The 23,073-nt window shown below is 67.5% G+C and carries 19 protein-coding genes; 8 read left to right on the top strand and 11 right to left on the bottom strand.

Going from position 1 to position 23,073, the window contains the following annotated elements:
- The first annotated feature begins 82 nt into the window (after positions 1-82).
- A complete protein-coding gene (locus ACZ4MF_RS15915) occupies positions 83-493 on the top strand; it encodes a hypothetical protein (protein ID WP_467492598.1) in 411 nt (136 codons plus the stop codon).
- 76 nt (positions 494-569) lie between these two features.
- Entirely contained in the window at positions 570-3,773 is a 3,204-nt protein-coding gene (locus tag ACZ4MF_RS15910; RefSeq protein WP_467492597.1) for a tetratricopeptide repeat protein, read from the top strand.
- A gap of 9 nt (positions 3,774-3,782) precedes the next feature.
- Here the strand turns inward: ACZ4MF_RS15910 and ACZ4MF_RS15905 are convergent, their stop codons facing one another.
- Both ACZ4MF_RS15905 and mca read right to left on the bottom strand, forming a co-directional pair.
- Positions 3,783-4,022: a hypothetical protein gene (locus tag ACZ4MF_RS15905; RefSeq protein ID WP_079173157.1), complete on the bottom strand. Its 240-nt coding sequence runs from the start codon at positions 4,020-4,022 to the stop codon at positions 3,783-3,785.
- Positions 4,015-4,896: a mycothiol conjugate amidase Mca gene (gene mca / locus ACZ4MF_RS15900; RefSeq protein ID WP_467492596.1), complete on the bottom strand. Its 882-nt coding sequence runs from the start codon at positions 4,894-4,896 to the stop codon at positions 4,015-4,017. The genes ACZ4MF_RS15905 and mca overlap by 8 nt, the downstream gene beginning before the upstream one ends.
- A 103-nt stretch (positions 4,897-4,999) precedes the next feature.
- On the opposite strand from mca, the gene ACZ4MF_RS15895 reads away from it, so the two are divergent.
- Both ACZ4MF_RS15895 and greA read left to right on the top strand, forming a co-directional pair.
- The gene (locus ACZ4MF_RS15895) at positions 5,000-5,398 is read left to right on the top strand and encodes a DUF4307 domain-containing protein (RefSeq protein ID WP_467492595.1); all 399 of its coding nucleotides are present in this window, start codon (positions 5,000-5,002) and stop codon (positions 5,396-5,398) included.
- Positions 5,399-5,569: 171 nt separating this feature from the next.
- Positions 5,570-6,070, top strand: a complete 501-nt coding sequence (gene greA / locus ACZ4MF_RS15890) for a transcription elongation factor GreA (RefSeq protein ID WP_402063928.1) — start codon at positions 5,570-5,572, stop codon at positions 6,068-6,070.
- A gap of 81 nt (positions 6,071-6,151) precedes the next feature.
- On the opposite strand, the gene ACZ4MF_RS15885 is transcribed toward greA, so the two are convergent.
- The 6 genes from ACZ4MF_RS15885 to ACZ4MF_RS15860 all read right to left on the bottom strand — a co-directional run bounded on the left by ACZ4MF_RS15885 (position 6,152) and on the right by ACZ4MF_RS15860 (position 12,666).
- Complete coding sequence (locus ACZ4MF_RS15885) at positions 6,152-6,931, bottom strand: ABC transporter permease (RefSeq protein WP_467492822.1); 780 nt, start codon at positions 6,929-6,931, stop codon at positions 6,152-6,154.
- Complete coding sequence (locus ACZ4MF_RS15880) at positions 6,886-8,889, bottom strand: recombinase family protein (RefSeq protein WP_467492594.1); 2,004 nt, start codon at positions 8,887-8,889, stop codon at positions 6,886-6,888. The genes ACZ4MF_RS15885 and ACZ4MF_RS15880 overlap by 46 nt, the downstream gene beginning before the upstream one ends.
- 276 nt (positions 8,890-9,165) lie before the next feature.
- Complete coding sequence (locus ACZ4MF_RS15875; RefSeq protein WP_467492821.1) at positions 9,166-10,530, bottom strand: replication initiator; 1,365 nt, start codon at positions 10,528-10,530, stop codon at positions 9,166-9,168.
- A 293-nt stretch (positions 10,531-10,823) separates the two neighbouring features.
- A complete protein-coding gene (locus ACZ4MF_RS15870; RefSeq protein WP_467492593.1) occupies positions 10,824-11,021 on the bottom strand; it encodes a hypothetical protein in 198 nt (65 codons plus the stop codon).
- Positions 11,018-12,319 (bottom strand): FtsK/SpoIIIE domain-containing protein, encoded by a 1,302-nt coding sequence (locus tag ACZ4MF_RS15865; protein WP_467492592.1) that lies wholly within the window; start codon positions 12,317-12,319, stop codon positions 11,018-11,020. Before ACZ4MF_RS15865 ends, ACZ4MF_RS15870 begins: the two co-directional genes overlap by 4 nt.
- Complete coding sequence (locus tag ACZ4MF_RS15860) at positions 12,319-12,666, bottom strand: SCO3933 family regulatory protein (protein WP_467492591.1); 348 nt, start codon at positions 12,664-12,666, stop codon at positions 12,319-12,321. The genes ACZ4MF_RS15865 and ACZ4MF_RS15860 overlap by 1 nt, the downstream gene beginning before the upstream one ends.
- 165 nt (positions 12,667-12,831) lie before the next feature.
- Here ACZ4MF_RS15860 and ACZ4MF_RS15855 point away from each other — a divergent pair, with 165 nt between their 5' ends.
- The gene (locus ACZ4MF_RS15855) at positions 12,832-13,611 is read left to right on the top strand and encodes a GntR family transcriptional regulator (protein ID WP_467492590.1); all 780 of its coding nucleotides are present in this window, start codon (positions 12,832-12,834) and stop codon (positions 13,609-13,611) included.
- Positions 13,612-14,018: 407 nt separating this feature from the next.
- On the opposite strand, the gene ACZ4MF_RS15850 is transcribed toward ACZ4MF_RS15855, so the two are convergent.
- Both ACZ4MF_RS15850 and ACZ4MF_RS15845 read right to left on the bottom strand, forming a co-directional pair.
- Entirely contained in the window at positions 14,019-14,315 is a 297-nt protein-coding gene (locus ACZ4MF_RS15850) for a hypothetical protein (protein WP_467492589.1), read from the bottom strand.
- A 298-nt stretch (positions 14,316-14,613) separates the two neighbouring features.
- The gene (locus ACZ4MF_RS15845) at positions 14,614-15,180 is read right to left on the bottom strand and encodes an ATP-binding protein (protein ID WP_467492588.1); all 567 of its coding nucleotides are present in this window, start codon (positions 15,178-15,180) and stop codon (positions 14,614-14,616) included.
- Positions 15,181-15,392: 212 nt separating this feature from the next.
- Between ACZ4MF_RS15845 and ACZ4MF_RS15840 the strand changes: the two genes are divergently transcribed.
- Positions 15,393-16,745 carry a tetratricopeptide repeat protein gene (locus ACZ4MF_RS15840; RefSeq protein ID WP_467492587.1) on the top strand — a complete coding sequence of 451 codons (1,353 nt, stop codon included), beginning with the start codon at positions 15,393-15,395 and terminating at the stop codon, positions 16,743-16,745.
- 111 nt (positions 16,746-16,856) lie between these two features.
- On the opposite strand, the gene ACZ4MF_RS15835 is transcribed toward ACZ4MF_RS15840, so the two are convergent.
- Complete coding sequence (locus ACZ4MF_RS15835; RefSeq protein WP_467492586.1) at positions 16,857-17,567, bottom strand: hypothetical protein; 711 nt, start codon at positions 17,565-17,567, stop codon at positions 16,857-16,859.
- Between the two features lie 105 nt (positions 17,568-17,672).
- Here ACZ4MF_RS15835 and ACZ4MF_RS15830 point away from each other — a divergent pair, with 105 nt between their 5' ends.
- Positions 17,673-18,869, top strand: coding sequence for a phosphorylase family protein (locus ACZ4MF_RS15830; protein ID WP_467492585.1), 1,197 nt, complete (start codon positions 17,673-17,675; stop codon positions 18,867-18,869).
- Between the two features lie 8 nt (positions 18,870-18,877).
- The gene (locus tag ACZ4MF_RS15825; protein ID WP_467492584.1) at positions 18,878-22,990 is read left to right on the top strand and encodes an NACHT domain-containing protein; all 4,113 of its coding nucleotides are present in this window, start codon (positions 18,878-18,880) and stop codon (positions 22,988-22,990) included.
- Positions 22,991-23,073 lie beyond the last annotated feature (83 nt).

Raw genomic sequence — 23,073 nt, 5'->3', positions numbered from 1 at the left:
TCTCTGCGGTCTACGGTGAAGACAGTCGCGGTGCGCAGACCGGAGAGCGGAGACCAGGGATGGGAGAGGTGGCGAGGGGGACATGAGCATGGGCGGGAAGTGGGCCCTGGTCCTGCTGGGATCGGCGGCGGTGCTGCTGGTGCCGTGGATGGTGGTGCTGGCCATGACTCTGCCGGGCAGCGCACAGGTGGACAACTGGCCGCTGGCCTGGATCGGCCTCGACGTCCTCATGGCCGCGGGCTGTGCGGCGACGGCCCTGCTCGGCCTGCGCGCCGACCCCCGCGCCCGGCTCACGGCCTCGGCGACGGCGACGGCGGCGGTGCTGGACGCCTGGTTCGACATAACGACGGCGGGCACCGGCGCCCCACTGGCCGAGGCGCTGCTGTGCGCGGTGGCGGAGGCGGCCCTCGCGGGAGCGTGCGTCCACTTCGCCCTGGCCAAGGACCACCACCGCCGGCCGGTCGTCGGCACGAAATCCTCACCCCTCCGGTGATCGTCGCACCCTCGCCATCTCGTCCCGCCCGAAGGACACTCGTAGGCAAGGACATTGCCGCCGGAGGGGACGGGACATGCGCGAGAACCATCGGGCGGAGGCCGAACGGCTGCTGGTGCGGGCCGTGGAGGAGGAGGTACGGCGCTCGGGCGGCCGGATCGACGGGCAGATACTGCTGTCGCGGGCGCGCGGCGCGCTGGAGGCGATGGCGGGGGCGGCCGGCGAGGAGTACGAGGCGTACACCCACGCGCTCGACGAGACCGAGGCCGGACGGCTGACCTTCGCTCAGCGCTACGGCCGCGCGGGCGCCGGAACCTCCTTACTGGTGGCGGCCGTTGCCGCGGTCGCCGCGGCGGTGACCGACCTGTCCCTCGGCACCGGCACCGGTACGGCCCTCGGCACGGGCGTCGCCGCGGGCGTGGCCGGTGCCGCCGCCTCCGTGGTGAAGGTGGCAGGCTCCCATCTGCCCGCCGCCCACCACCACGCCGGTGCGACGGGGCAGCCCGGCGGGCCTGAGCAGTTGCGGTTGCAGTGGCTGACGGCGCTGGAGGTGCGGGGCATCCGCCCGTTCCTCGACCAGCAGCGGATGCTCAGCGCCTCCACGGGCCCGAAGAAGACCGCGAGCCCCACCCTGCGCGGCGCGGACAAGAGCGCGGCGGCCCGCAGGCGCTCGGTGCTGGAGCAGTCGTTCGGCCAACTCCCCGAGCCGGACGGCCGGTTCGCGGGCCGCAGGACGGAGCTGGCGCGGATCCGCCAGTGGGCGCAGGCGGCCCGCGCGGCCACCGAGACCCGGCCGACGGTGGTCCTCCTGCACGGCGAGCCCGGCTCCGGCCGGACCACGCTCGCGGTGCGCGCGGCGCACGATCTGCGGGACCACTTCCGCGGCGCCGTGGTCGTGGACCTGCGCGGCGGCGGCCAGGAGCAGGCGCCACTGCCCACCCGCGACGCCCTGCTGCACCTGCTCAACCGGCTCGGCGCACCCCGCGAACAGCTGCTGTTCCGGGAGCGCTCGTCCCCCGACCAGCAGCTCAAACGGCTCTCCGAGCTGTACCACCAGCACCTGACCGGCCTGCCGGTGACGATCGTGCTGGACGACGCCCGCGACCCGGAGCAGGTGCGGGCCCTGGTGCCGGAGCGCTCCGACAGCCTGGTCCTGGTCACCGCCCGCACGGACCTCGACCTGCCCGCGGACCTGCCGGCCTGGGTGCACCACCTGCCGGTCGAGGCGCTGGACGCGGCGGGCGCCGAGGAGTTGCTGAACGCCGCCGCCGAGGACGCCTCGGGCCCCTACGACGCCGATTCCGCCGACCGGATCCGGGACCTGACCGGCGGTCTGCCGCTGGCGCTGCGCGTCGCGGGCTCCGCGCTCGGCCCCCGCTCGCCCCGCCAACTGGCGGCGGACCTCAGCGCGTACGGCCCGGTGGAACCGGCGGAGCGCGCCCTGTGGCTGCGCTACAGCGACCAGCCGGAGCCCGAGCGCCGGCTGCTTCGACGGCTCGCGCTCGCGGGGCGCGCCTCGCTCGGCGTCGCGGCGGCCGCCGCGCTGCTCGCCACGGACGAGGCCGAGGCCACCCGCCGGCTCACCGCCCTCGCCCGGGCCGGACTCCTCGACCATGTGCGCGGCAACCGCTACCGGCTGCACGACGTGGTGCGCGTCTTCGCCCAGGCCCGGCTGCTGGACGAGGAGGACCCGGCCGAGCGCACGGCCGCGCAGGAACGGCTGATCGTGAACTACGCGGAGCTGGCCGACTCGGTGCTGCGCCTGGTCGACGGCAACATGTCGACGCGCTCGCACCAGTTCGGCCCGCACGGCTTCACCTCGCTCGACGAGGCGCTGCGCTGGCTGGACGACGAGTCCAGCTTCATCACGGCGACCCTGCGCCAGGCGGAAGGCGTGAACCAGGCCGCGGTGCTGAACCTGCTGGGCGCGCTGTGCGACTACTGCCTGCTGCGCGGCGACCTGTACCGGCTCGGTGAGATCAGCGAGCTGGCGCAGGCCGTGGACGAGGGGCTGCTCATGCGCTCGGTGCAGTGGCGCACCGGCATCGCGGCCCGGCAGCTGGGCGAGCTGGACAAGGCGCGCACCACCCTCGCCTCGGTGGTCGACCTGTACCGGGAGGCGCATCACGACGCCGGCGCGGCCCGCGCCCTGTGCTCGCTCGGCATCACGCTGCATCACCAGGGCAACCTCACCGAGGCCGCCGCGAAACTCCAGGAGGCGCTGGACCTGCAGGCGGCGCCGGAGCTGGCGACCGACCGGGCCTGGACGATGCACGCCCTCGCGGCCGTCCAGCGCGACCGGGCACGGCTGTCGGAGGCGCTGGAGCTGCTCACCCGCTCCCTGGTCCTGCACCGCGAGGGCGGCTCGGTGCACGGCGAGGCCTGGGCCCACTTCCAGCTCGGCCAGCTGGCCCTGCGCATGGGAGACGTACCGCGCGCGGAGACCGAGCTGCGCACCGCTCTGGAGCGGTACGGGCAGACGCGTGACGCGCGCGGCGAGGCCTGGGCGCTGACCCAGCTGGCCCGGGCCCGCCTGGTGGACGGCGACGCCGCACCGGCCGTCGAGGGCCTGCGGCAGGCGGGCGCCCGGCACCGGGAGAACGAGGACGCGCGCGGCGAGGCGTGGACGCTGTACTACCTGGGCCAGGCGCTGGAGGAGTCCGGCGAGCTGGACCAGGCGGTGCGCGACCTGGAGCGGTCGCGCACCATGTTCTCCCGCATGCGGGACGTCTACGGCCTGGCCTGCGCCCGGCACCACTCGGCCCGGGTCACCCGGGACCAGCGGGCCGCGCAGACCGGTTCGCTGCGCAACTCCGGCTTCGCCCGCCAGCTCCTCGTGGACGCCCGCGCCGACTTCCAGCGCATCGGCGTCGCCCACGGCGAGGCGTGGACCTGCCTGGAACTGGCCGTGGTCGACGCGGGCAACGCGCGCACGCAGGCGGCGCTGGCCCTGTGCGACGAGGCACGGGACCTGTTCGCCTCCTACGGCGACCAGCGCGGCGAGGACTGGGCCCGCTTCCTGCGCTGCACCCTGCTGCCGTACGCGGCACCGGGCGGTACGGAGGTGGGCACGGCGGTCGCCCAGGAGGAACTGGCCCAGCTGGCCCGCGCCTCGCATCCCCTGCGGGACGAGAAGCTGGCCGAGGGCCTCGCGGCGTACGCCGTGCTGCTGGAGCGGGGCGCCAGCCTGGAGGCGGGCTGGCAGGCCTGGCGCCTGCGCATGACGCCGGACCGCCACGCCCGCGAGGTGATGGGAGTGGCGGTACCGGCGGGGCGCTGACGCCCCGGGTCAGCCTCGCTGCGCCGCGGAGTCCGCCTTCTGCTCGGCCTTCGTGTCGGAGGCCTCCTTGAAGTCGACCTTGCCCATGTGCTTGCTCATCGACTTCATCAGGCCCCACACGGCCAGGGCCATCACCGCGAAGACGATGAAGCCGAGGACACCGGGGGTGACCTTGTTCTCGTCCACCTCCTTGGCGAGGGGGACGAGGTGCGTCACTGCCAGGCTCACGCTTGCGCTCATATCAGGCATTGTGGCGGATGCCCGCGAAGAGGTCGTCCTCGGGGAGGGATGTATCGACGAGAGACTTCGCCAGCTCGTACTCCTCCGTGGGCCAGACCTCCTTCTGGAGCTCCATCGGCACCTTGAACCAACCGCCGTCCGGGTCGATCTGCGTGGCGTGCGCGATCAGCGCCTTGTCCCGGATCTCGAAGAAGTCCGCGCACGGAATGTGCGTGGTCAGCGTGCGCTCGACGCGCTCGATCTCGCTCCAGCGCTTGAGCCACTCCCCGTACGGCGACTCCAGTCCGCGGTCGAGCATCGCCTGGTGCAGCGCCTCGGTGCGGGGGCGGTTGAAGCCCTGGTTGTAGTAGAGCTTCAGCGGCTGGTAGGCCGGGCCGTACTCGCTCTCGGGGTACTTCTCGGTGTCCGCCGCGCCCTCGAACGCCACCATCGAGATCTTGTGGGTCATGATGTGGTCGGGGTGCGGGTAACCGCCGTTCTCGTCGTAGGTGGTGATCACCTGCGGGCGGAAGGCGCGGATCTTGCGTACCAGTTCGCCGGCCGCCTTGTCGATGTCCTCCAGGGCGAAGCAGCCCTCGGGCAGCGGGGGCAGCGGGTCGCCCTCGGGCAGGCCGGAGTCGACGAAGCCGAGCCACTCCTGCCCGACACCGAGGATCTCGCGGGCCTCGTCCATCTCCTTCTTGCGCACCTCGTGGATGTGCTCCTCGATGTACGCGTCGCCCTGCAGCTTGGGGTTGAGGATGGACCCGCGCTCTCCCCCGGTGCAGGTCACCACCAGGACGTCGGCCCCCTCGGACACGTACTTCGCCATGGTGGCCGCGCCCTTGCTGGACTCGTCGTCGGGGTGCGCGTGTACGGCCATCAGTCGCAGCTGGTCAGTCAAGACTCAATCCTTGGTTAAGTCGGCGCCCCGCGGCTTGGGGTGCGTTCGGCGGCTTCTATAGTGACCGAATCGGGGGGCGAATAATTCCGCGGAGAGGACGATCATGAGTACGGCGAGTGCGCGGCTGCCCGAGGGCCGCTACGGCCGCTCCTCGGACGAGCGTGCCGACCGCAAGCTCCGGGTCGCCGCCGTGGTGCTGGGCGCCCTCCTGCTCTCCCTCGTCGGCTACTTCGCCTACCACTACGTCGCCGAGACCAGGATCAGCGCCCAGGTGATCACCTTCGAGGCCTCCGGCAACGCGGTCCGGGTCCATCTGGAGGTCCACAAGGACTCCGGCACCGACGGCTACTGCACCCTGCGCTCCCAGGCCGCGGACGGCTCCGAGGTGGGGCGCGCGGACTTCCGCTTCGACGGCAGGGCCACGCGGATCGACAAGGTCGTCACGCTCCGTACGACGGCGAAGGGCACCACGGCCGAGCTGCTCGGCTGTCACACGGGTTGATCCATCACCCCCAATGGGCACATGCTGACCTGCGTTGATGTGATTCTGATGGCTTATGTCCTCCCCCTTTGGCCCGTGAATTGTTAGGCTCGTGGTTTCGCCCATCCAAGAGGGAACATTCTTCTGGGTAGGGCGATGCTTTGTATTCCCAGTACCGACGAGGAGCACCCTGTGACCCAGACCAGCGAGAACGTCACCTGGCTGACCCAGGAGGCGTACAACAAGCTCAAGGCCGAGCTTGAGTACCTTACTGGTCCTGCGCGCACGGAGATCGCCGCCAAGATCGCGGCCGCGCGCGAGGAGGGCGACCTGCGCGAGAACGGCGGGTACCACGCGGCCAAGGAGGAGCAGGGCAAGCAGGAGCTGCGTGTGCGGCAGCTGACCCAGCTTCTCGAGAGCGCTCAGGTGGGCGAGGCTCCGACCTCCGCCGACGGCGCCGTCGCGCCGGGCATGGTCGTCACGATCGCCTTCGACGGTGACGAGGACGACACCCTGGAGTTCCTGCTCGCGTCCCGTGAGTACGCGAGCACCGACATCGAGACGTACTCGCCGCAGTCCCCGCTCGGCTCCGGCGTCCTCGGCCACAAGGTCGGTGAGGACGCGGAGTACGAGCTGCCGAACGGCAAGAAGGCCTCGGTACGCATCCTGAAGGCCGAGCCGTACTCGGGCTGACCCACCGGCCCTTCCTGGCATCGAGCCCCCGGTGTCCGCCGGATCCCGTGGACACCGGGGGCTTCGCCGTGCCCGGAGCCGTCAGGCGGTGGCCGAGCGGTACTTGCGGACCGCGAGGGTGCGGAAGACGGCGATGATCAATATGGAGTAGATCAGCGAGGCCCAGACCGGGTGCTCCATGGGCCAGGCGTGCGAGGTGGACTGCCCGGGGTCGGCGAAGAGCACGCGGCAGGCCTGCGCGGTGGCGCTGAAGGGGTTCCACTCGGCGACGTGCCGCAGCCACGGGGTCATGTGGCCGGGGTCCACGAAGGCGTTGGAGATGAACGTGACCGGGAAGAGCCAGATCAGTCCGCTGGACGTGGCCGCCTCCGGGGTGCGGACGGACATGCCGATCAGCGCGCCGATCCAGGTGAACGCGTAACCGAGCAGGAGCAGCAGGCCGAAGGCGGCGAGGACCTTGGCGACGTCGGTGTCGCCGTGGGTTCCGACGCGCCAGCCGACCAGCAGGGCGACCACGGCGAGCACGACCAGGGTGACGGCCGTCTGCACCAGGTCGGCGAGCGTGCGTCCGGTCAGCACCGCGCCACGCGCCATCGGCAGGGAGCGGAAGCGGTCGATGAGCCCCTTGTGCATGTCGTCGGCGATACCGGCGCCGGAGCTTGCCGTCGCGAACGTGACCGTCTGCGCGAAGATGCCCGCCATGAGGAAGTTCTTGTAGTCGACGGCGCTGGTGCTGCCGCCGATCTGCATGGAGCCGCCGAAGACGTAGGTGAACAGCACCACGAACATGATCGGCTGGATCAGCCCGTAGATGATCATCTCCGGGAAGAGTGTGCGTGGGTGTGGTTCTGGTTGCAGCAGTCCCCATCGTCGTCTTCGTAGGTCTCCAGCGCCTCCAGCTCCAGGGCTGCGAACTTCGGATCGATACTGCCCGTGACCTCCATGGGAGGCAGGACCAAGAGCGGCGGGACAGGGACGCCGCCAGCGCCCTTCAGAGCGCCCATGGCAGCCTGCCAAGCACCCGAGGTGCGCCAGCCCTCCGCACGCCGTCGCACGGCGCTCCAGGAGTTCCCGGAGACTTCCACCTCGTTCCACCGGGCAGCGGTCCGAAGCTTCCACAAGATCGCTTCGAACATCTCACGCTTCGGTGTCCAGTTCTGGCGAGAGTCCGGAAGGACGGCGTCAACCATCCCCCACTCCTGGTCACTGACCTTGAGAGGCACCAGCGTGCCCGTCTCCCTGTGCCACTCGGTGAGGGGGTCGGCGATCCCCTTCCGACGCGTCTGTCCCTTGCCGGTCACCTGTACGCGGATGTCCAGAAGATCAAGCAAGTCCCGACGCTGATCGGCCGTGAAGGAGTCCATCTCGGTTGCCTGCTCCTCCACCAGGACAATGATCTCGTCCGCGCGGTGCTGCTGTTCTTCGGCTTCTCGGAGCCAGCGAGCCAAGCGCTCCCGTTCAGCGGTCAGCTCGTCTTCCTTCGCTTGGAGGGCTTGCTTCACTTCCCGGATGGTGTCCTGATCGATCTCATCTCCGGCGCCCTCGCCAAGCTCGTCTTCGAAGAGCTGGGTGAGCTTCGCGAGGATCTGCCCCTTGCGGCTGGACCGCTTCTTCTCGATCTGCGCGTCCAGCTCAGCGAGTCGCCTCCGGTACGTCTCAGCGCGCGCCGGGATCGCCCCCAACCACTTCGCGGCGAGAGCCCTGAACTTGCCCACGTCGGAGAGTAGGGCCTCAATCTCGGCCCAGACCGCCTTCTCGACGTCGGGTGCAGGGAGTTCCGCGCACTCACACTCCAGCCCCAGCCGCTTGCCCATGCACCGGTAGTAGCCGATGGGAGACTCGGCGGACTTTCCACCCGTGTAGTAGCCGCCGCACAGCGCGTGCATGCGGCCGGTGAGCAGGTAGTGAGTCAGATGCTTCTTCTTGAACGAGCGCCGGTTGAGGGCCTTCCGCAGAGCTTCGACCCGCTTCGGATCACTGATCGGTCGAGGCACCTCGATCCGAAAGACCTCGAAGGTCTCCTCTTCATCGTCTTCGGCGGTGCGCTCGATGCGGAACTCCACGTATCCGTCGAGAGCTGTGGAGTTGAGGCGCTTGGCGAGGTTGGTACCGGTCCACGGCAGGCCCTTGCGGGTGCGAGAGCCAAGGTTGTTCAGGTGCTCGGCAGCTTCGTCACGCGAGTAGCCGAGGTCTACGAGCAGACTCGTCGCAATGTTGATCACTTGCACTTCGTCCTCACAGAGGACAGGAATCGCCTTGCCTCCCTTGCCGCTGAGAGTCACGCCGTACGGAGGCTGTCCGAGAGGCCAACCGCCGGCCGCCAACTTCTGATCCCGGCCACCCATGGTTCGCTCAAGGATCAGCGTGTGCTCCAGCTCCGCCATGTACGACAGCAGGCTGAGCATGATGCCGAACAGCTCATCATCGCTGTCCAGACGGCCGTCCGCCGTGGCAACCCTGATGCCATGGTGCTTAGTGGCGTTGAACACCCAGAGGTGGATGTCCTCCATGGTCCGCCCGATGCGGTCCAGCTTGCCGAAGACAACGAGGTCGATGAGACCCTTTTCGATGTCCTCGGTCATCGCGTCGAGTTCGGGGCGAGAGTCCTTCTTTCCCGACTCTCCACCATCGACGTAAATCCTGTGAATCTTGTACTTGCCAGGACCGAGCTTGTAGTTCAGCCATGCCTTGCATTGATTATCCTGAGTGTCGAGGCCGTATCCCTCAATCTGCTTCGCCGTCGACACTCGAAGGTAGATGGCTACCCGAATCACGCCCCGAGCGGTCCTGCGCCCGCGCATGACGGTACCCTTCCCCATGTCAGTCCCTTCGTGACTGGCAGGCTGGTCCACGACCGGCCTGGCCCCAGGGGGTGCCCGCCCCCTGGGGTCTCCATGTGATGCTCACTCAGGTTAGCTGCCGTACCGGCTACTCGACAGGCCGATTTCTGCAATCATCAGACTTCTTAGGCCTGTTGGGTAGTCGGCGAAACAAGAGATCGGCTAAAAGCTGCTCTTCATGTTCCCCCCACTCGACAGCGCGCCATCGCGAAACCACTTCTCCGGGGTGCGCCTGTCTCCGTTTCTTCGGGCAGCTCATTCGTCCCACCCTCGATCTGCCATGGCTTCCCGGGCGAACACTCGGTTTTGGGCAAGGTCTTCGGCGATTCCGACGGCGAGTTGAGCAGCACCAGGGGTGTGGCCGGATCCCACGTAGTGCCAGCCAACTTCTGTGACTGTGTTCTCTCCCAACTCCCCCTCATCCGCGCTATGCGAAGCACGGGCAGCACGCAACGCTGCGTAGGTAGTGGAGTAGGCCCGGGATTTGGTGAGGATGTGGCCCCGGTAGCCGAGGGTATGAGCCCAGGCCCTGAGGCGGAGGGCGTCGTACTCGGAGAGGCCGCCGAGATGCCAACACGCACGCATCAAGGTGCGGACATGTTCGCTGACGCGTGCCAACCCGATCTCTGCGCGGCCGGTCAATGGGTGGTCTACGCCGGCGCCTGTCTCACTCGCTCCTTTGGTGACGTACTTGGCCACGTACGCGGCCACCGCGTCATCATCGGGGCCATCGCCGTCTACGTGCAGAGGCCGGACGTCGACTTGTGCGCCCCAGCGCAGCGCCAGCTCACCTACGGCGGGACTGTAGGGAGTGCGGACGAGGACACGCTTGGCGGAGAGGCGCACGGCATGGGCCAAGAGGTCGGTGGTACCCCAGGCCGGGGGTTTGTCGTCGCATCCGTTCGGGCCGTCGAGGCGGACGACGGCGTGCACGTGGACGGCAGCCCGCCTCTGGTACTCAGCGACGCGCGCGAAAGACAGCCGGGCGTGCCGGGCGAAGCGGGACTGCACCAGGCCGGCTGACGATGCGATGCGCCGCCGGACGTCGATGACGAAGCGGTCCCAGAGCTTGGAGGCGTGTGCGTGCCACAGCACGTGGGCTGCGTAGTCGTAACAGTCAGGACAGAGCGGTTGTCCGACACTCGGTGCGTCCGGCGTGTGGACAAGGCGGCAGCCGAGGGAGCGTCCATGTTCACAGGTGCCGCCGTCGCGGCGGGGACGACACGGCTCCCCGGCGCGGTGGACGGGTCCGAAGGACGGAGCGGTCAGGGTGACGAACAGCCGAGCGTGGTGACGGACCGTGTCGGGGACGTTCTTGCCGCCGAGGAGGCCAGCGCGGACGAGGTGGTAGGTGTCCCCGGCATGGAGGCGGGAGCAAGCCGGGCAGACGGTTGCACGGCGGTTGCGGCAGCGGACAAGGAGTCGTTCGCCGGGTTCGGTTCGGGTGTCGTAGTGGTGGAGGATCTCGCCGGTTGCGCCGTCCACGGTCGTGGTGGAGCCGGAGAGGTGGACCGGGTGGGAGCAACCTCCCGTGGCGGCGATCTGCTCCAGCAGGCGGGGGAACTTCGGGTCTTGGGCGAGGCGGATGGCGTCTCGGTCTGCTTCGGGGAGCTGACGCAGGCGCGCCGCGCGGTCGAGGGCGGCGCGCCGGTCAGCCGGGGTGAGGTCCGGGGTGATGGTGGTGACCTTCCGGGGTGGGCCGCCGAGGCGGCACGGTGGTTGGTGGGTGGTGCGCCGTGGGTCATGGGGATCACCTCCGTGTCGGGGGCGGGTTGGTGGTCAGCGGATGGTTCCGGTGCCCCGGCAGACGCGGCAGCGGCGCGTTCGTCCGGTCCAGGTCTTGCGGGCTCCGTCGCCCTTGCAGTGGGGGCACCTGACGCGAGGCATGGGCATGCTCGGTGTGTCCTTCCTGATCAGAAGTGGTGGAAGCCGCTGAGGAACCAGGTCAGGAAGCCGTTGACCGTCAGGGCCACGGGCGTCTCGCCGAGGTACATGCCGAACAGGGCGATGCAGGCCGCTTCCCAGATCCGCACGTCACGGGAGCGGACGAGGAGGAAGGTGACAATCCCGAAGACCACGACGAGCGAGACGGCGGTACCCGTGCTGATCACTTGGCGTCTCCTTCCAGACCGGCGAGAGCGCGGCCTATGGCGGGCAGATCCGGGGTCGTTGCGACGTACTTCCGAGACGTCGACACGGCCTCGTCGGTCGACGTGAGGTGGGAGCGGGCACGGCTCCACCCGCCGTCCGGGCCCGTGCAGACAGCCACACCGCGTTCCTCCGCCGTGATCGACTGGGCCACGGCGACGGCGTCCTTGTTCAGGTCGCCGAGGGTCATTTCGGCGGTGCCGGGGTCGTTGACCCGGTGGCAGATACGCCCGCTGAGCTGGGCGCGCAGGGCGGTGACGCCGGGGCCGAGGTCGGAGCCGACCCGCTGTCCGGCCACGACCAGGTGCAGGCCGAGCGCCGCACCGAGTTGCCCGATCCGGAGCAGGAGCGTGGAGCACTGCTCCGCCTCTGCCTTGCTCTCGCGGGTGCCGTCGGACAGGTACAGTTCCGCGATCTCGTCCACGATCACGACGACCGGCACCGGCCGCACCTTCTCGTGCAGCTCCCAGATCGAGCGCACTCCGGCCGCCCGGCAGGCGCTCATGCGGTCCTGCATGTCGACCACCAGCGCCGACAGCACGGCGACCGCTTCACGCCGGCAGGTCGCCAGCGCGCTCAGCCGCCGGGCGAACAGGCCCAGTTCCATGCCGCCCTTGCAGTCGATGCCGACCAGGGCGACCGGCTGAGGGGCGAGCTGGGTGATCAGCCGGGCCAGAAGCGTGGACTTCCCGGATCGAGTGGCCCCGACGATGAGCCAGTGCGGGACCAGGCGCAGGTTCATCACCCAGGCGCCGCCGCTCTCCAGGACCCCTATGAGAGCGGACAGCAGCTCGACAGGGGCCGAGGCTAAGCCGGGCCGCTGAAGCGGATCCGCGGCCGTCGCGGTCAGCAGCACGAGCCCGCGTTCCGGCGAGGTGACACGCACCGCATGGACCTTCCACGCGTGCACCAGCGCATCCGCCGCCTTCAGGAAGGTCGCCGGGGTCTGGCCCGCGTGCAGCCTCACCACCACCGTCAGGCCCGTACGGGTGGCCCGCGGGAAGGAGATCCGGGGAGGCACCGGCCGCAGCGGATCGCCCTTGACGACCACGTCCCCAAGGAGCCCTCGCGGCGGGCGCTTGGCTACGGCGAGGTCGTTGAGCATCGCGACCTTGCGCCAGGTGAACACCACCCGCCATGCGGTCGCCGGGTAGCCGACCAGGTACCAGTGCCAGGCGGGACGGTGCCGGCGGACCAGGTCACCGACGACGAGCACCCACGCCAGTGCCGCGAGGCCGAGGGCGAGCAAGACGGGTCCCATCACGCGTCACCGCCCTTGGCGTGTGCCGGGCCGCCGGTGACGGGGGTGATCGCGTCGGCGCGGAAGCTGACGCCGTGCCGGTCGCCCATCGCCCAGGTGAACGCCGTCAGGCCGGTGACCTTGACGATCTGCCCTTCCTCGATGCCCTTGGGCTGTCCGCTCACGGCGATCTCGATGACGGAGATCCGTCGCCTGTCCTGCCGCACGGTGACGGCGACGGTCCAGACCGGGTTGCCGTCCCGGTCCCTCTTCACCTCCTGCGTCTCGGGGTTGGTGAGCTTTGCTTCCGGCGCGATGGCGCACCGCAGTACGCCCAGTCGCGTCGTGTCCACGGGAATGGACTGCATTGTGTTTGGCCTCCTTGGCCGATCAGGACGCCAGAGACATTCTGACGTCACTTGTCCTTATGAGTTATGACTATGGAGCTCTGTACGGCGAGAGCGCAAGTACTTATGCTGACGAGTGATGTCGCGCGTGCGACGTGACTATGACCTCAGACCGGAGATGACCGAATGTCGGAGATCCAGCGCCCAGGAGCCCTCTACCAGCAGGTGGCCGCCGCGATCCGTGAAGCGATCCTGTCCGGCGAGTTCGCACCCGACTCCCTGTTGCCGTCCGAGGCCCAGCTCATGGCCCGCTACGGCGTCTCCCGACCGACCGTCCGCAACGCCATTGCCGCCCTGCGGGCCGAGGGCCTCATCGATGTCCGGCACGGCAAGGGCAGCTTCGTACGCTCCAGCGGACAGCCCACCTTCACCCTCGTACGCCGCATCAGCCGCACCCCGGACGACAAGTTCGTCATGCCAGGCGGCGACGTCTGGCAGGAGGCCGAGGAGCCGAGCACCTACCGCAGCCGCACCACGAAGGACACCGGCCGACTCCTCCAACTGGACGAGGAAGAAGCACTGTTCGGCTGTGACCGACTGCTCATCGACCCCGACACCGGCACCCGCGCCATGCACCGCACCCTGATCCCCTTCGAGGTCGCCGACGCCGTTCCGATGCTCGGCAAGGAGCCGTGCAAGCCACCGGCGGCGATCTACTGGGTGCTCACCCAGGCCGGACACAAGCTGTCGTGGGCCGAGACGGTACGGGCGCACATGCCCCTGCCGGACGAGCGGGCGGCCCTCCGCCTGCCGGACGCCACACCGATCCTGCACGTGGCCCGCGTCGCGCACGGAACCGACGAACGACCGCTGATCCTCGAAGAGCTGCGCTTCGGCGCGGACCGTGCCGAACTCGCTTACCGGATCACCGCCGACAAGCAGCCCGCACGACGCACCCGCGCCTGAGCGCCGAGGGCAATCGGTCGAAACAACCTTCACTTCCTCAAGGGCGCGCCTGCGGCGCGCCGGGGCGCCCGGCCGCCCCGGCCGGGCGTGCGGCGTGGCCGCCGATCCCGTCCGGTCGCCCGACGCCCCCGCCCGCAGCACGCCCAAGGAGACGAGGCGTCGACCAGCCGACGCGGGCCGGGGCGTGGGGGGCTGGGGGTCGCCGGCCTCCGAGACTTTAGGCAGCCACCATGGGGCGAGCCTCGAAGAACAGGGGGCCGATCGGGCTATTGCGGGCAGCTCCAAGGACTGCCCGATCCGCTGGCGAGCGTAAGGCCCCCTGTTCACTCGCCCCATGGCAGCTCCCGCCCAAAGTCTCTGCGGCCGGCGACGTGCCCACGTGCACCACTCACCAGCGAAAACCCGCTTCACGCCGCATCACCGCCGTCGTCCGCGGACCGCCACAGGAGCTCGGCGAGTCGGATCACGGCACCGGGCAGAGCCACCAGGCGCACGACCCCACGGCCGTCATCGGTCGTCGCCGCAACGGCCCGCAACTCGAAGGGTTCGAAGCCGGATCCGAGAAACGCCAGGTTGGCTTCATCGGCAGCTTCACGGGCCTCACGCCAGCCCGCCATGTAGTCGACGCCGCGCACCCACAGTCCGAAGTCTTCGCCCGCCAGCTCCGGGCCTTCCACGGGCCACTCAGCCTCTGCGCCGGTCACGTTGCCACTCCCGCCCTTGTAACTGTTCGTCAACTCTCTTGGCACCAGGGCGAATGCACAGCACAACGACCCCGGTACCATCAGGCACCGGGGATCGTTGCGTCCCCTCCCGGACCACCCCGGTAGCTGCCAGGCGCGGGGGTGGTCCGGTCTCGGTCTTCGGTTGTGAAGCGCAGCCTCCTGGAGCTGAGTGGGGATCCCATCCCCAGGAGGCCGACACTCCGGCCGGTCAGCAACCGGCCAGCCGGGCCCCCACGCGCGCGATGTCGAGAGAACGCGAGCAGCGACCCGGGGTCAGTCAGGGCGAAGAGCCGTCCGCCCCCTCGTCCAGGTCGAAGCGGCACCACACGGTCTTGCCGCCCTCGTCCCCCGGCGTCCACCAGACCGCCGTCGCCAGCCGCTGAACGATCAGCAACCCTCGGCCGCTGTCGGGCAGGATCGCTTCCGACAGCGGCCCCACGAGCCCCGGCGAGAAGGTGTCGCCGAGGGGGAGCAGAGGCGGCGTCGAGTCCTCGTCACCGACACCGATGAACAGCCACTTCGGCCAGGCCTTGAACGTCACGTCGATGCGACGACTCGCACCCGGCCAGGCCAATCGCCGATCCGGAACCGCGTGGTTCACGACATTGCCGACCAGCTCCGACACGACCGTCCGGGCATCATCGACGACCGCATCCGCAGTGCAGTCCCCGAGGAACTGAGCCGTCATGTCCCGCGCGACGCGCGCTGTGTCCTGGAACTCGGCGAAGAGCGTCAACGCCAGAAAGCGCCCGCCCGTCGACGGATCCGGAGCCGCGAACCAGTGAGCGTACGCATCTAACTCGCTCTTCACCCGTTCATGCCGCCGCGCCTCTCTCGCGTTCATGACACGAACCACCGTCTCTGGTCACGTCTGCCGAGGCCCTCCCGGCAGGGTGACCCGAGGGTGCACCACGCATCCCTGCCTCGACTCCCCCCACTTGGGGACCCCCCTCTTGGGGACCCCCTGGGTAGACTCGCCGGACAGACAAGGCGCGATGATCGAGAGAGAAGACCGAGCAGGATCAGACGTCAGGTCAATCACGATGGGGAAGTGAGATGACCACAGCTGCACCGACACCGGCAGCTCTTCCGCCTCACGTGCTGGAACGCGCGGACGTGCGGTCGGCAATCGCCAACCACGACTTCGGCGAAGTCTTCAGACTCGCCAAGATCCACGGAAACCTCAGCTACGCCAAGATCGCCGAGGCCGTCGGCTACAAACGCGAGCACATCGGCAAGATGGCCCGACCAGAGACCGACGGCAAGGGCGTCCGCCCACGGATCACCCAGTTCCACAAGATCCTCGAAGTGGTCGACGGCCTACGCATCCCCGGTCATCTCGCAGGACTCACCCCACGCCCCTGGGAGCTGGACCGACCGGCCAACAACACTCAGCCGGAGGACCCGAGCACCCTGATCGCACAGGGTGGCGCAGGCATATGGGACATCGCGGAGATGCTGCGCCGCACGGAGATGTCCAGCATCAACAGCGCCGCCCTGGAGTCGATCGAGAAAGGCATCGATCAACTGGCCCGCGCCTACCCGTACGCCGACGCCGACTACCTCCACGAGCGCACCCGCAACGGCCTGCAATACGTCACCGAGCAACTCGAACGCCGCATGACCCTGCGCCAGCACCAAGAACTACTGGTCGACACCGGATGGCTGTTCCTGCTCAACGCCTGCGTCCAGTACGACCGGGGCCAGCGCGAAGCCGCCAACCTCAGCAAGGCCGCTGCACTCCGCATCGGCGAGGAAGCCGGACACGGCGAGATCAAGGCATGGGCATGGGAGATCGAGGCATGGTTCGCCCTCACCCAGAGCCGATGGCAGGACATGCTTTCCGCTGTCGAGGCTGGACACATGGCGGACCAGACGCACTCGGTCGGCGTCCAGCTCTACGCCCACAAGGCCCGAGCCGCCGCACGCATGGGTGACGCCCGCCTCGTGCGTGACTCCCTGGATGCCGGCCGAGCCAGGCTGGACCGACTTCCCAAGCCCGACCACCCCGAACACCACTTCATCATCGACCCCGACAAGTGGGACTTCTACGAGATGGACGCCTACCGTCTCCTCGGCGACGACGAGCGCGCCGCCGCCCACGCCCGATCGGTCATCCGCATCAGCACCGGTCCCGACGGCACCGAGATCTCACCCATGCGCGCCGCAGAAGCCCGCCTCACACTCGGAGTCGCAGCCGCCCGCACGGGCGAGATCGAAGAAGCCATCGGCATGGGCACCAAGGCCCTGGAAGCCGACCGCAAGTCCCTCCCGTCCCTGCTTTTAGTTGCCGACGAACTGGACAAGGAACTCAGGTCCCGGTACCCCCGCGAAGCCGCCAGTCGCGACTTCCACGAGCAGGTCATGAGCATCAAACGGGGCGCCGCCAAGACCGAGCTTCCGTTCTGAGTTGGACTATCTCACCTTGCGCCCGGTTGTCTGATATGGGAGCCAGGCGTGGAGCTTTGGAGGTGGGGACGCCGACCGGGCCGCTGGCGGCTGACTGGGAGAGTTCTGCCTCTATGACCCCGTATCGGCGTACAGGACAACCTGTGCAGCCAAGCCAATTACTGCCAACATCTCAAGAATAGATATGCTCAACGGCAGGAACGCTGCCGTTCCGTAGCTCCAGAAGGCGACGAGAGCCGCCACGGGAATAGCGGAGAATACGGCGAGGTCTACTGCGCACTGGATGATCTTGCGCTGTGTTCTGCGGCCATCAGTTCGGTGGGCCACTTCCCACCCGAAGATACTCGCCTGCTCGCCGGCGAGCGCGCTAAGGCGAGGTCCGAGATCGGTCCGGATGTAGCTACCGATTGCAGTGATCTTTTGGTCATTCGCCAGGTAAGTCCATCCAAGCACAGAAGTGGCAGCCGGTAGCGCTAGGAGCAGTGTCGCGCAGTGAGTCTGAGCCGAGCCAATCAGTACCGTGACCATGGCGGCCAGGGTTACGTAGAGTAGATTATCTCGGAAGCCAATTCGAGTCTTTTGCTCCTCTTTTACCCTGTCGTACTCGGCCAGTAGTAGTTTGCCGACGGAAATTTCTTCGGTCGTTGTCACGGCAGTTCCCGACGCTGAGAGTGAAGGTAGCGACGTACGATTCTGCCTTGGGTCGGTGATGATGGGAAGGAGTAGGCAGTCCGGCCAGGATGAGTTGCGTCCTTGACGCTGCATCACGAGGCTGATGAAGCCGTCAATAGGCAGCAGCAGGCTCAGCAGAAACGTGACCACACGCTCTCCTCCTGCGGAGCCACCGCGGAACAAGTTCTGATCGACAATGGCGCCGCACGCGTCCGTTGCGCGTGTGACCCGGCAGGGCCGTTAGGGTTGGCCCGAGTGAGCCGTGGGAGCGGAGGCGAGGCCGTGGGGCCGAGTAGGGTCGTGGTGGTCCTTACTGCATTGCCTGTGGAGTTCGAGGCGGTGCTAGCGCTGCTGGAGGACCGGGAGATGCTGGTTCATCCGATGGGTACACAGTTTGTTATGGGCACGCTGTCAGGGGTGCCCTGGCAGGTGGCTGTGGCCCGGGTGGGCGCGGGGAACCTGCGGTCCGGAATCCTCGCGGAACGAGCCCGGCAGTGCTTCGAGCCCGAAGCGATGTACTTTGTCGGGGTTGCCGGTGGCCTGAAGCCTGAGGTTGCGCTCGGCGATGTGGTGGTGGCGAACAAGATCTACTGGGCACACCCCGGTAAGGACACGGAAGACGGCTTTCTGGCCAGACCAGTGCCAGGTGCGGTGTCGCATCGGCTGGAACAGGCAGCGGGGGTCAGCCTCACCGGGACCGCGTGGCACGCAAGGCTGGCACCGGCGGTACGCGACGCTTGGGGCGACCGTTATCCCGAGGTGCACCTCAAGCCGATCGTGGCCGGGGAGGTCGTCCTGAACGCGGCGGACTCGCCACTCCGCGACCAAATTGGGTTCAACTACGGGGACGCAGTGGCTGTCGAGATGGAGAGCGCCGGCGTGGCTCATGCCGCCGAACTCACAGACGGGCTCCGCATCCTGACAATCCGCGGCATCAGTGATCACGCGGATGCGAACAAAGCCGCCGCTGACTGTGATGGTTCACAGCACCGCGCCGCAGCACACGCCGCCGCCGCGCTGGCCGCCTGCCTGTGCGGCCTCGCCGCAGGCCAGGAGACTTCGGCCGCCAGCGGAGAGATTCGTACGGCCTCAGGTTCCGCAGGCCATACGAATCAGGACGCACTCGCTCGACCCGCCTCTAGGAGCGTTGTCGGGGAGGTCCTCATATCCGATAAAGAACTGGTAGACGCTCTGGAGCAGTTCGCTGACATGGCCCGGGCGGACTTCCGTCAAGACATGCTGGCGGACATGGGACGCGTCCTGGGTCTGCCGCGCCCCTTCAGTGCGGCAGAGCGAGCCGTCCCTCGTGAGCACCTGCGGGAGATCGTCCGACGTATCAACGCCTACCGAGATCCGCCAGCTGCTCGGCAGGCACTGTACACAGTACTTGAGAACGCCTGTCCGGACGACAGAGCGCTGGAGCCGCTCAGCGCGCTGATCGGCGACGAATGAGCTCGGAGGTGTTCACGACGCGCGCACAGCGCTGGTGCCGCGTGCGTGCCGACAGTAACCCGGACGAGGACCTCTTCCCACTGGACGAGGACGGCTTTCTCGGACAGGACCACAACTACCTGCTCGCCAGAATCGACGGATCCGAGCCCCAGCCCGGGGCGCTCGTGGCACCCAGCGACCTCCCCCGTACGGGGGCGACAGTGCTACTCGGCGAACCAGGTATTGGCAAGACCTCAGTGCTCCGGTCGCTGGTCGAGGGGTTGCCTGCCTGGGACGATCCATCTACCGGCGATGGGTCGGACAGGTACGTTTGGGTCTACGGTGCCGAACTGACCGAGCCCATGTACGAGGAGATGATCGGATACCATCTCAAGGCTCTACCTGATACGGCTAGCAACGGAGATGCCGAGCGGACCGGCGTCCTGACGATCGTGCTCGACCAGGTAGATGAAAGTGACATGCTCGCCCGCAGCCTGCCCATCTACCTCAAGCGCTCCCTCAAGAAGAAAGATGTACGCGGCCTTCGGCTGCTGCTGGCCTGCCGGACGGGTGACTACCCTGCCGTGCTCACCAATGTTCTCCGCGGCGCTTTCGGCTGTTGCTCGCTGGTGGATCTAGCCCCGCTGTCCCGCGCGGACGCGGTGATGCTCGCGGATAGCGCCGGCGTGCCCGGCGAGAAGCTCATCTCGCGTGTGGTCGCTGTACGCTCAGGCGCGCTGGCGAGCGTCCCGCTGACCCTCGAGCTGATAGTCAGGGGGTATCAGAGGCACCGCCGGATCGCCGACGGGGCGGAAGAACTCTTTGTCGAGGGAGTTCAGCTACTCGCCGACGAGTACAACGACGAACGTATCCCCGTGCGCGTGCTGGCGACTACCTGGTCTCAGCGGATCCGCGTTGCTGGCCGGATAGCTGCGCGGATGCTGCTCTCGGGCCGCCGTACAGTGCGGTACGGAAGCGTCCGAGTGGATGAGCCGCAGGCGTCCGACCTGGATGTGGCCATGTTGACGGGCGGAGTCGAAGAGACCGCTCCGGGTGATCACTTTGAAGTGACGCGGGCCGTTGTTCAAGAGACGCTCGCCACTGGGCTGTTTACAGCGAACGGTGACCTTCGGCTATCGTTCCGCCATTCCTCGCTAGCCGCGTATCTCGCCGCTCGGTACCTCATCGACCGTTCAGTCAGTGTTGCTGCACTGCGACGCCTCTTCCTGGTGGAGGCTCCAGACCAGGAGTCTGCTGGCATCCCGGCGTCTCTTCGAGAGACAGCAGGGTGGCTTGTGGCACTCGATCCCGGACACACCGAATGGCTGGCCTCTGCCGACCCCGAGAGTCTGACCATGCACAGCGGTTTGGTGCGCTCCGACGCCATAAAGAAGTTGGTCGTCAGCCGACTTCTCGACCGTGCTGACGCAGTGGAACTTGGCGACATCCCGTGGCAGTTGACTCGCTGGAAGCTGGGACACCCGACACTCGCCGCACAGCTCGTCCCAGCCCTGGATACCGACCCCTCCAGTTTCGTCGACGACTGGCCGGCCTATGCCCGGGCTCGTGTGGCCCTGCGGCTGGCCGAGCAGAGTCCCGGGCCCGAACTGATGGGCCCTCTACTGGCGGTCACAGCCGACGAGCTCTGGCCGGAATCGGAGCGCTCACGCGCTGCCCGAGCCGCCTTCGCCTGCGACAACGTCAAGGCTGCACCCTCCCTGATGGAGGTCCTGGGCGCCCTCGACACGACGGCCGACGGTGCCCTCGGCTCAGAGCAAGGGCTTCGAGGTACCTTGCTGTCCCTACTCTGGCCGCGCCTCCTCGACACGGCGAGGATGCTTAATATGCTTTGTACCTCAGGGAACGATTACTCGTATGGAGCCTATGAGCACTTCCTGAGTACGTTGCCAGACGAATGCCCGGAAGGCGACATCGGTCACGTCATCAGTTGGCTGGTCGGTGATTCTGAGGTTGGCGGGGGCGGGGTTATCGCCACTTCTACGCACACGGGTGCCGCGGGTTCGTTCGTTTCCCGCGTGATCGATAGAGCGCTGGATTCTCGTTACGCAGAGCGCCTATTGCCGGATATCGCTGAGCTGGTCACGAGACGATTTCTGCAACACGCCAACCTGGCTTACCCCTATGCCCTCGATCGACTGACGCCCGACGGCCTGGAACCTCCGGCCGTCCGAGACCTCCGACGTAAGCTGGCCGATGCACTCGTCCGATGCGGTACTGAGACGGGGCAGTCTGCTCAGTATTTCACCTGGCTCATCGTACGTGGGTGGGACAGCAATCGTTCCGTACTGCACAAGCCCCCGCACCCGCATGCCAATCGCTTCGTGCTGCTGGATGCCGAAGATTTCCACTGGGGACTGGATCGTGCAGAGGCAGCGATCAACAACCCCCCGCTAGACGAGTGGTACGGAAGCCTCGCCGCGAAGCTTTTCGATCAAGAGAGGGCGGACCACTTCGAGACGGCGTACCAGCGGCAAGATAATCCAGCTTGGCCGGAACTTGAATGGTTCTACCAGGGCATCGAGGTACAAGGGACTCTAGCAAAGGCCTGGCGGACTAACTATCGCGCCAACCTGAAGGCTTCGTGGCCCGATGCAGCCGCATTCATCACCAATCAGCGAGAACGGCTTGAGAAAGCAAGAAATCAGGACAGCGACAGCTTCTGGGCCTTCCTGTGGAACCTGCAGATCAACCCCGAAACAGGGAAGGGTGAACACCAATCTGATGTAGACATCACCAACTGGCCTGGATACGCCGTCTACGGTCCAGAAGAACTCGCGACATTGCCTGAGTGTGCCCTCCACTACCTCCAGAGCGAAAACGATCACGCCAAAGAGTGGCTGGGCCAAGAGCGATGGGATAAACGCGCCTGGGCTGGCTACCTGGCGCTGACGCTGCTCGACCACGCAACCCGGCTAGACGACCTGCCCCGCGAGGCATGGGCGGGCTGGACCGCGGCGATCGTAGCGCCTTCTCCCCTGTCGTCGAAGACTAGCGGTCGTCTGCTATGGACGGCGGCTCAGCACGCGAGTGAGCAACTAGCCGAAACCGTGCTCTGCTCGGCGCGCGCGGATCTGGCCAAGGGAGTCGAGCCATTGGTGCTGCAGAACCTCGACCCGAAGTGGTCGAGCGCCCTGGCAGCAGCGCTCGAAAGTCTGCTGCGCTCCACCTCAGCAAAGCTGGTGCCGGGCTTCCCATCCCCTGCTCCGTCAGAAGCCCTCATCGTGCCGGATCTGCCGGCCTCTCGGGCTGTCCTTGTTCATGTCTGGTCGCGTCTCTTGACCAGTCTCGTCGCGGACGCCTACCCCTTCGCCCGGATGCTCGCCGAGGACGTACTCGACGCCGCCGGAGAATGCGAAGAACCGGAGGTCCAGCTTTCGGTGCTTGCCGCCCAGGCGCTGTTGGCGGCAGACGCTGCAACTACTTGGCCGCGCGTGTTGGAGGTGGCCGCGAGAGCCGAATCCTTCAGTAGTTCGCTTGTCGAATCCTGTGCTGACCTCTCAACTCGGCATCTCTTCGAGGATTCAGCGGACGAATCACTGCTGGCGCATCTCTATCGGTGGCTCAACACGCGGTACCCCGAGGACACGTTTGCCCTTCGACTAGGGGTGCACCGCGTTACAACTACTGAGGACGCGCAAAGATGGCGAGAGTCCCTCCCCGTCACCTTGAGTCGGCGTGGCACGCCTCAAGCCCTGGAAGAACTCAAGGTGCTGGCCGCCGAGTTTCCTCAACGGCTCGTTCTCCAGGCGGCGGTGGTAAATGCGCGGAAATATTGTCTGGCCGCGACATGGACGCCAGCAGATCTCGACGAGGTAATCGGGATCCTGTCCGGCCGGTCGATACTTTCCAGGTCGGCGGAGAACCTGACCTCCCTTGTCGGCGCCCTCGGGGCCTTTCAGGACATGGCGCGACTAGACTTCCGCATGAGCATCCTGCAAGACATGCAGGAGACCTTGGACTGGGTGGGCCCTCTGCAGATCGCGGAACGCAGCGTGGCGCAGGAACATTTCCGGGAGATTGCCCAGTACGTGGTCACGTGCGAAGACACACGGGCTGCCCGGTCAGCCCTCTACACCGCCTTGGAGCGGGCCGTGCCCGATGATGGAGCTCTAGTGCGTTGACCACGAACGTTGCCGGGGTGCTGGGGACGCGCCGGTCGATGCTCGCGGTGCCGGGTGTGTAGGCCTCATCCTCGATGTCGACG

The organism is Streptomyces sp. NPDC025793, from assembly GCF_055558375.1.
The sequence above is the reverse complement of the archived record's forward strand: the minus strand, read 5'-3'. Positions and strand labels throughout refer to the sequence as shown.

Coding starts and splice junctions, on each gene's coding strand:
- ACZ4MF_RS15895 (WP_467492595.1), top strand. CDS start 5,000: ATGAGTACGGCGAGTGCGCGGCTGCCCGAGGGCCGCTACGGCCGCTCC.
- ACZ4MF_RS15840 (WP_467492587.1), top strand. CDS start 15,393: ATGACCACAGCTGCACCGACACCGGCAGCTCTTCCGCCTCACGTGCTG.
- ACZ4MF_RS15880 (WP_467492594.1), bottom strand. CDS start 8,889: ATGGGGAAGGGTACCGTCATGCGCGGGCGCAGGACCGCTCGGGGCGTG.
- ACZ4MF_RS15845 (WP_467492588.1), bottom strand. CDS start 15,180: ATGAACGCGAGAGAGGCGCGGCGGCATGAACGGGTGAAGAGCGAGTTA.
- ACZ4MF_RS15855 (WP_467492590.1), top strand. CDS start 12,832: ATGTCGGAGATCCAGCGCCCAGGAGCCCTCTACCAGCAGGTGGCCGCC.
- ACZ4MF_RS15865 (WP_467492592.1), bottom strand. CDS start 12,319: ATGGGACCCGTCTTGCTCGCCCTCGGCCTCGCGGCACTGGCGTGGGTG.
- ACZ4MF_RS15905 (WP_079173157.1), bottom strand. CDS start 4,022: ATGCCTGATATGAGCGCAAGCGTGAGCCTGGCAGTGACGCACCTCGTC.
- ACZ4MF_RS15910 (WP_467492597.1), top strand. CDS start 570: ATGCGCGAGAACCATCGGGCGGAGGCCGAACGGCTGCTGGTGCGGGCC.
- ACZ4MF_RS15915 (WP_467492598.1), top strand. CDS start 83: ATGAGCATGGGCGGGAAGTGGGCCCTGGTCCTGCTGGGATCGGCGGCG.
- ACZ4MF_RS15860 (WP_467492591.1), bottom strand. CDS start 12,666: ATGCAGTCCATTCCCGTGGACACGACGCGACTGGGCGTACTGCGGTGC.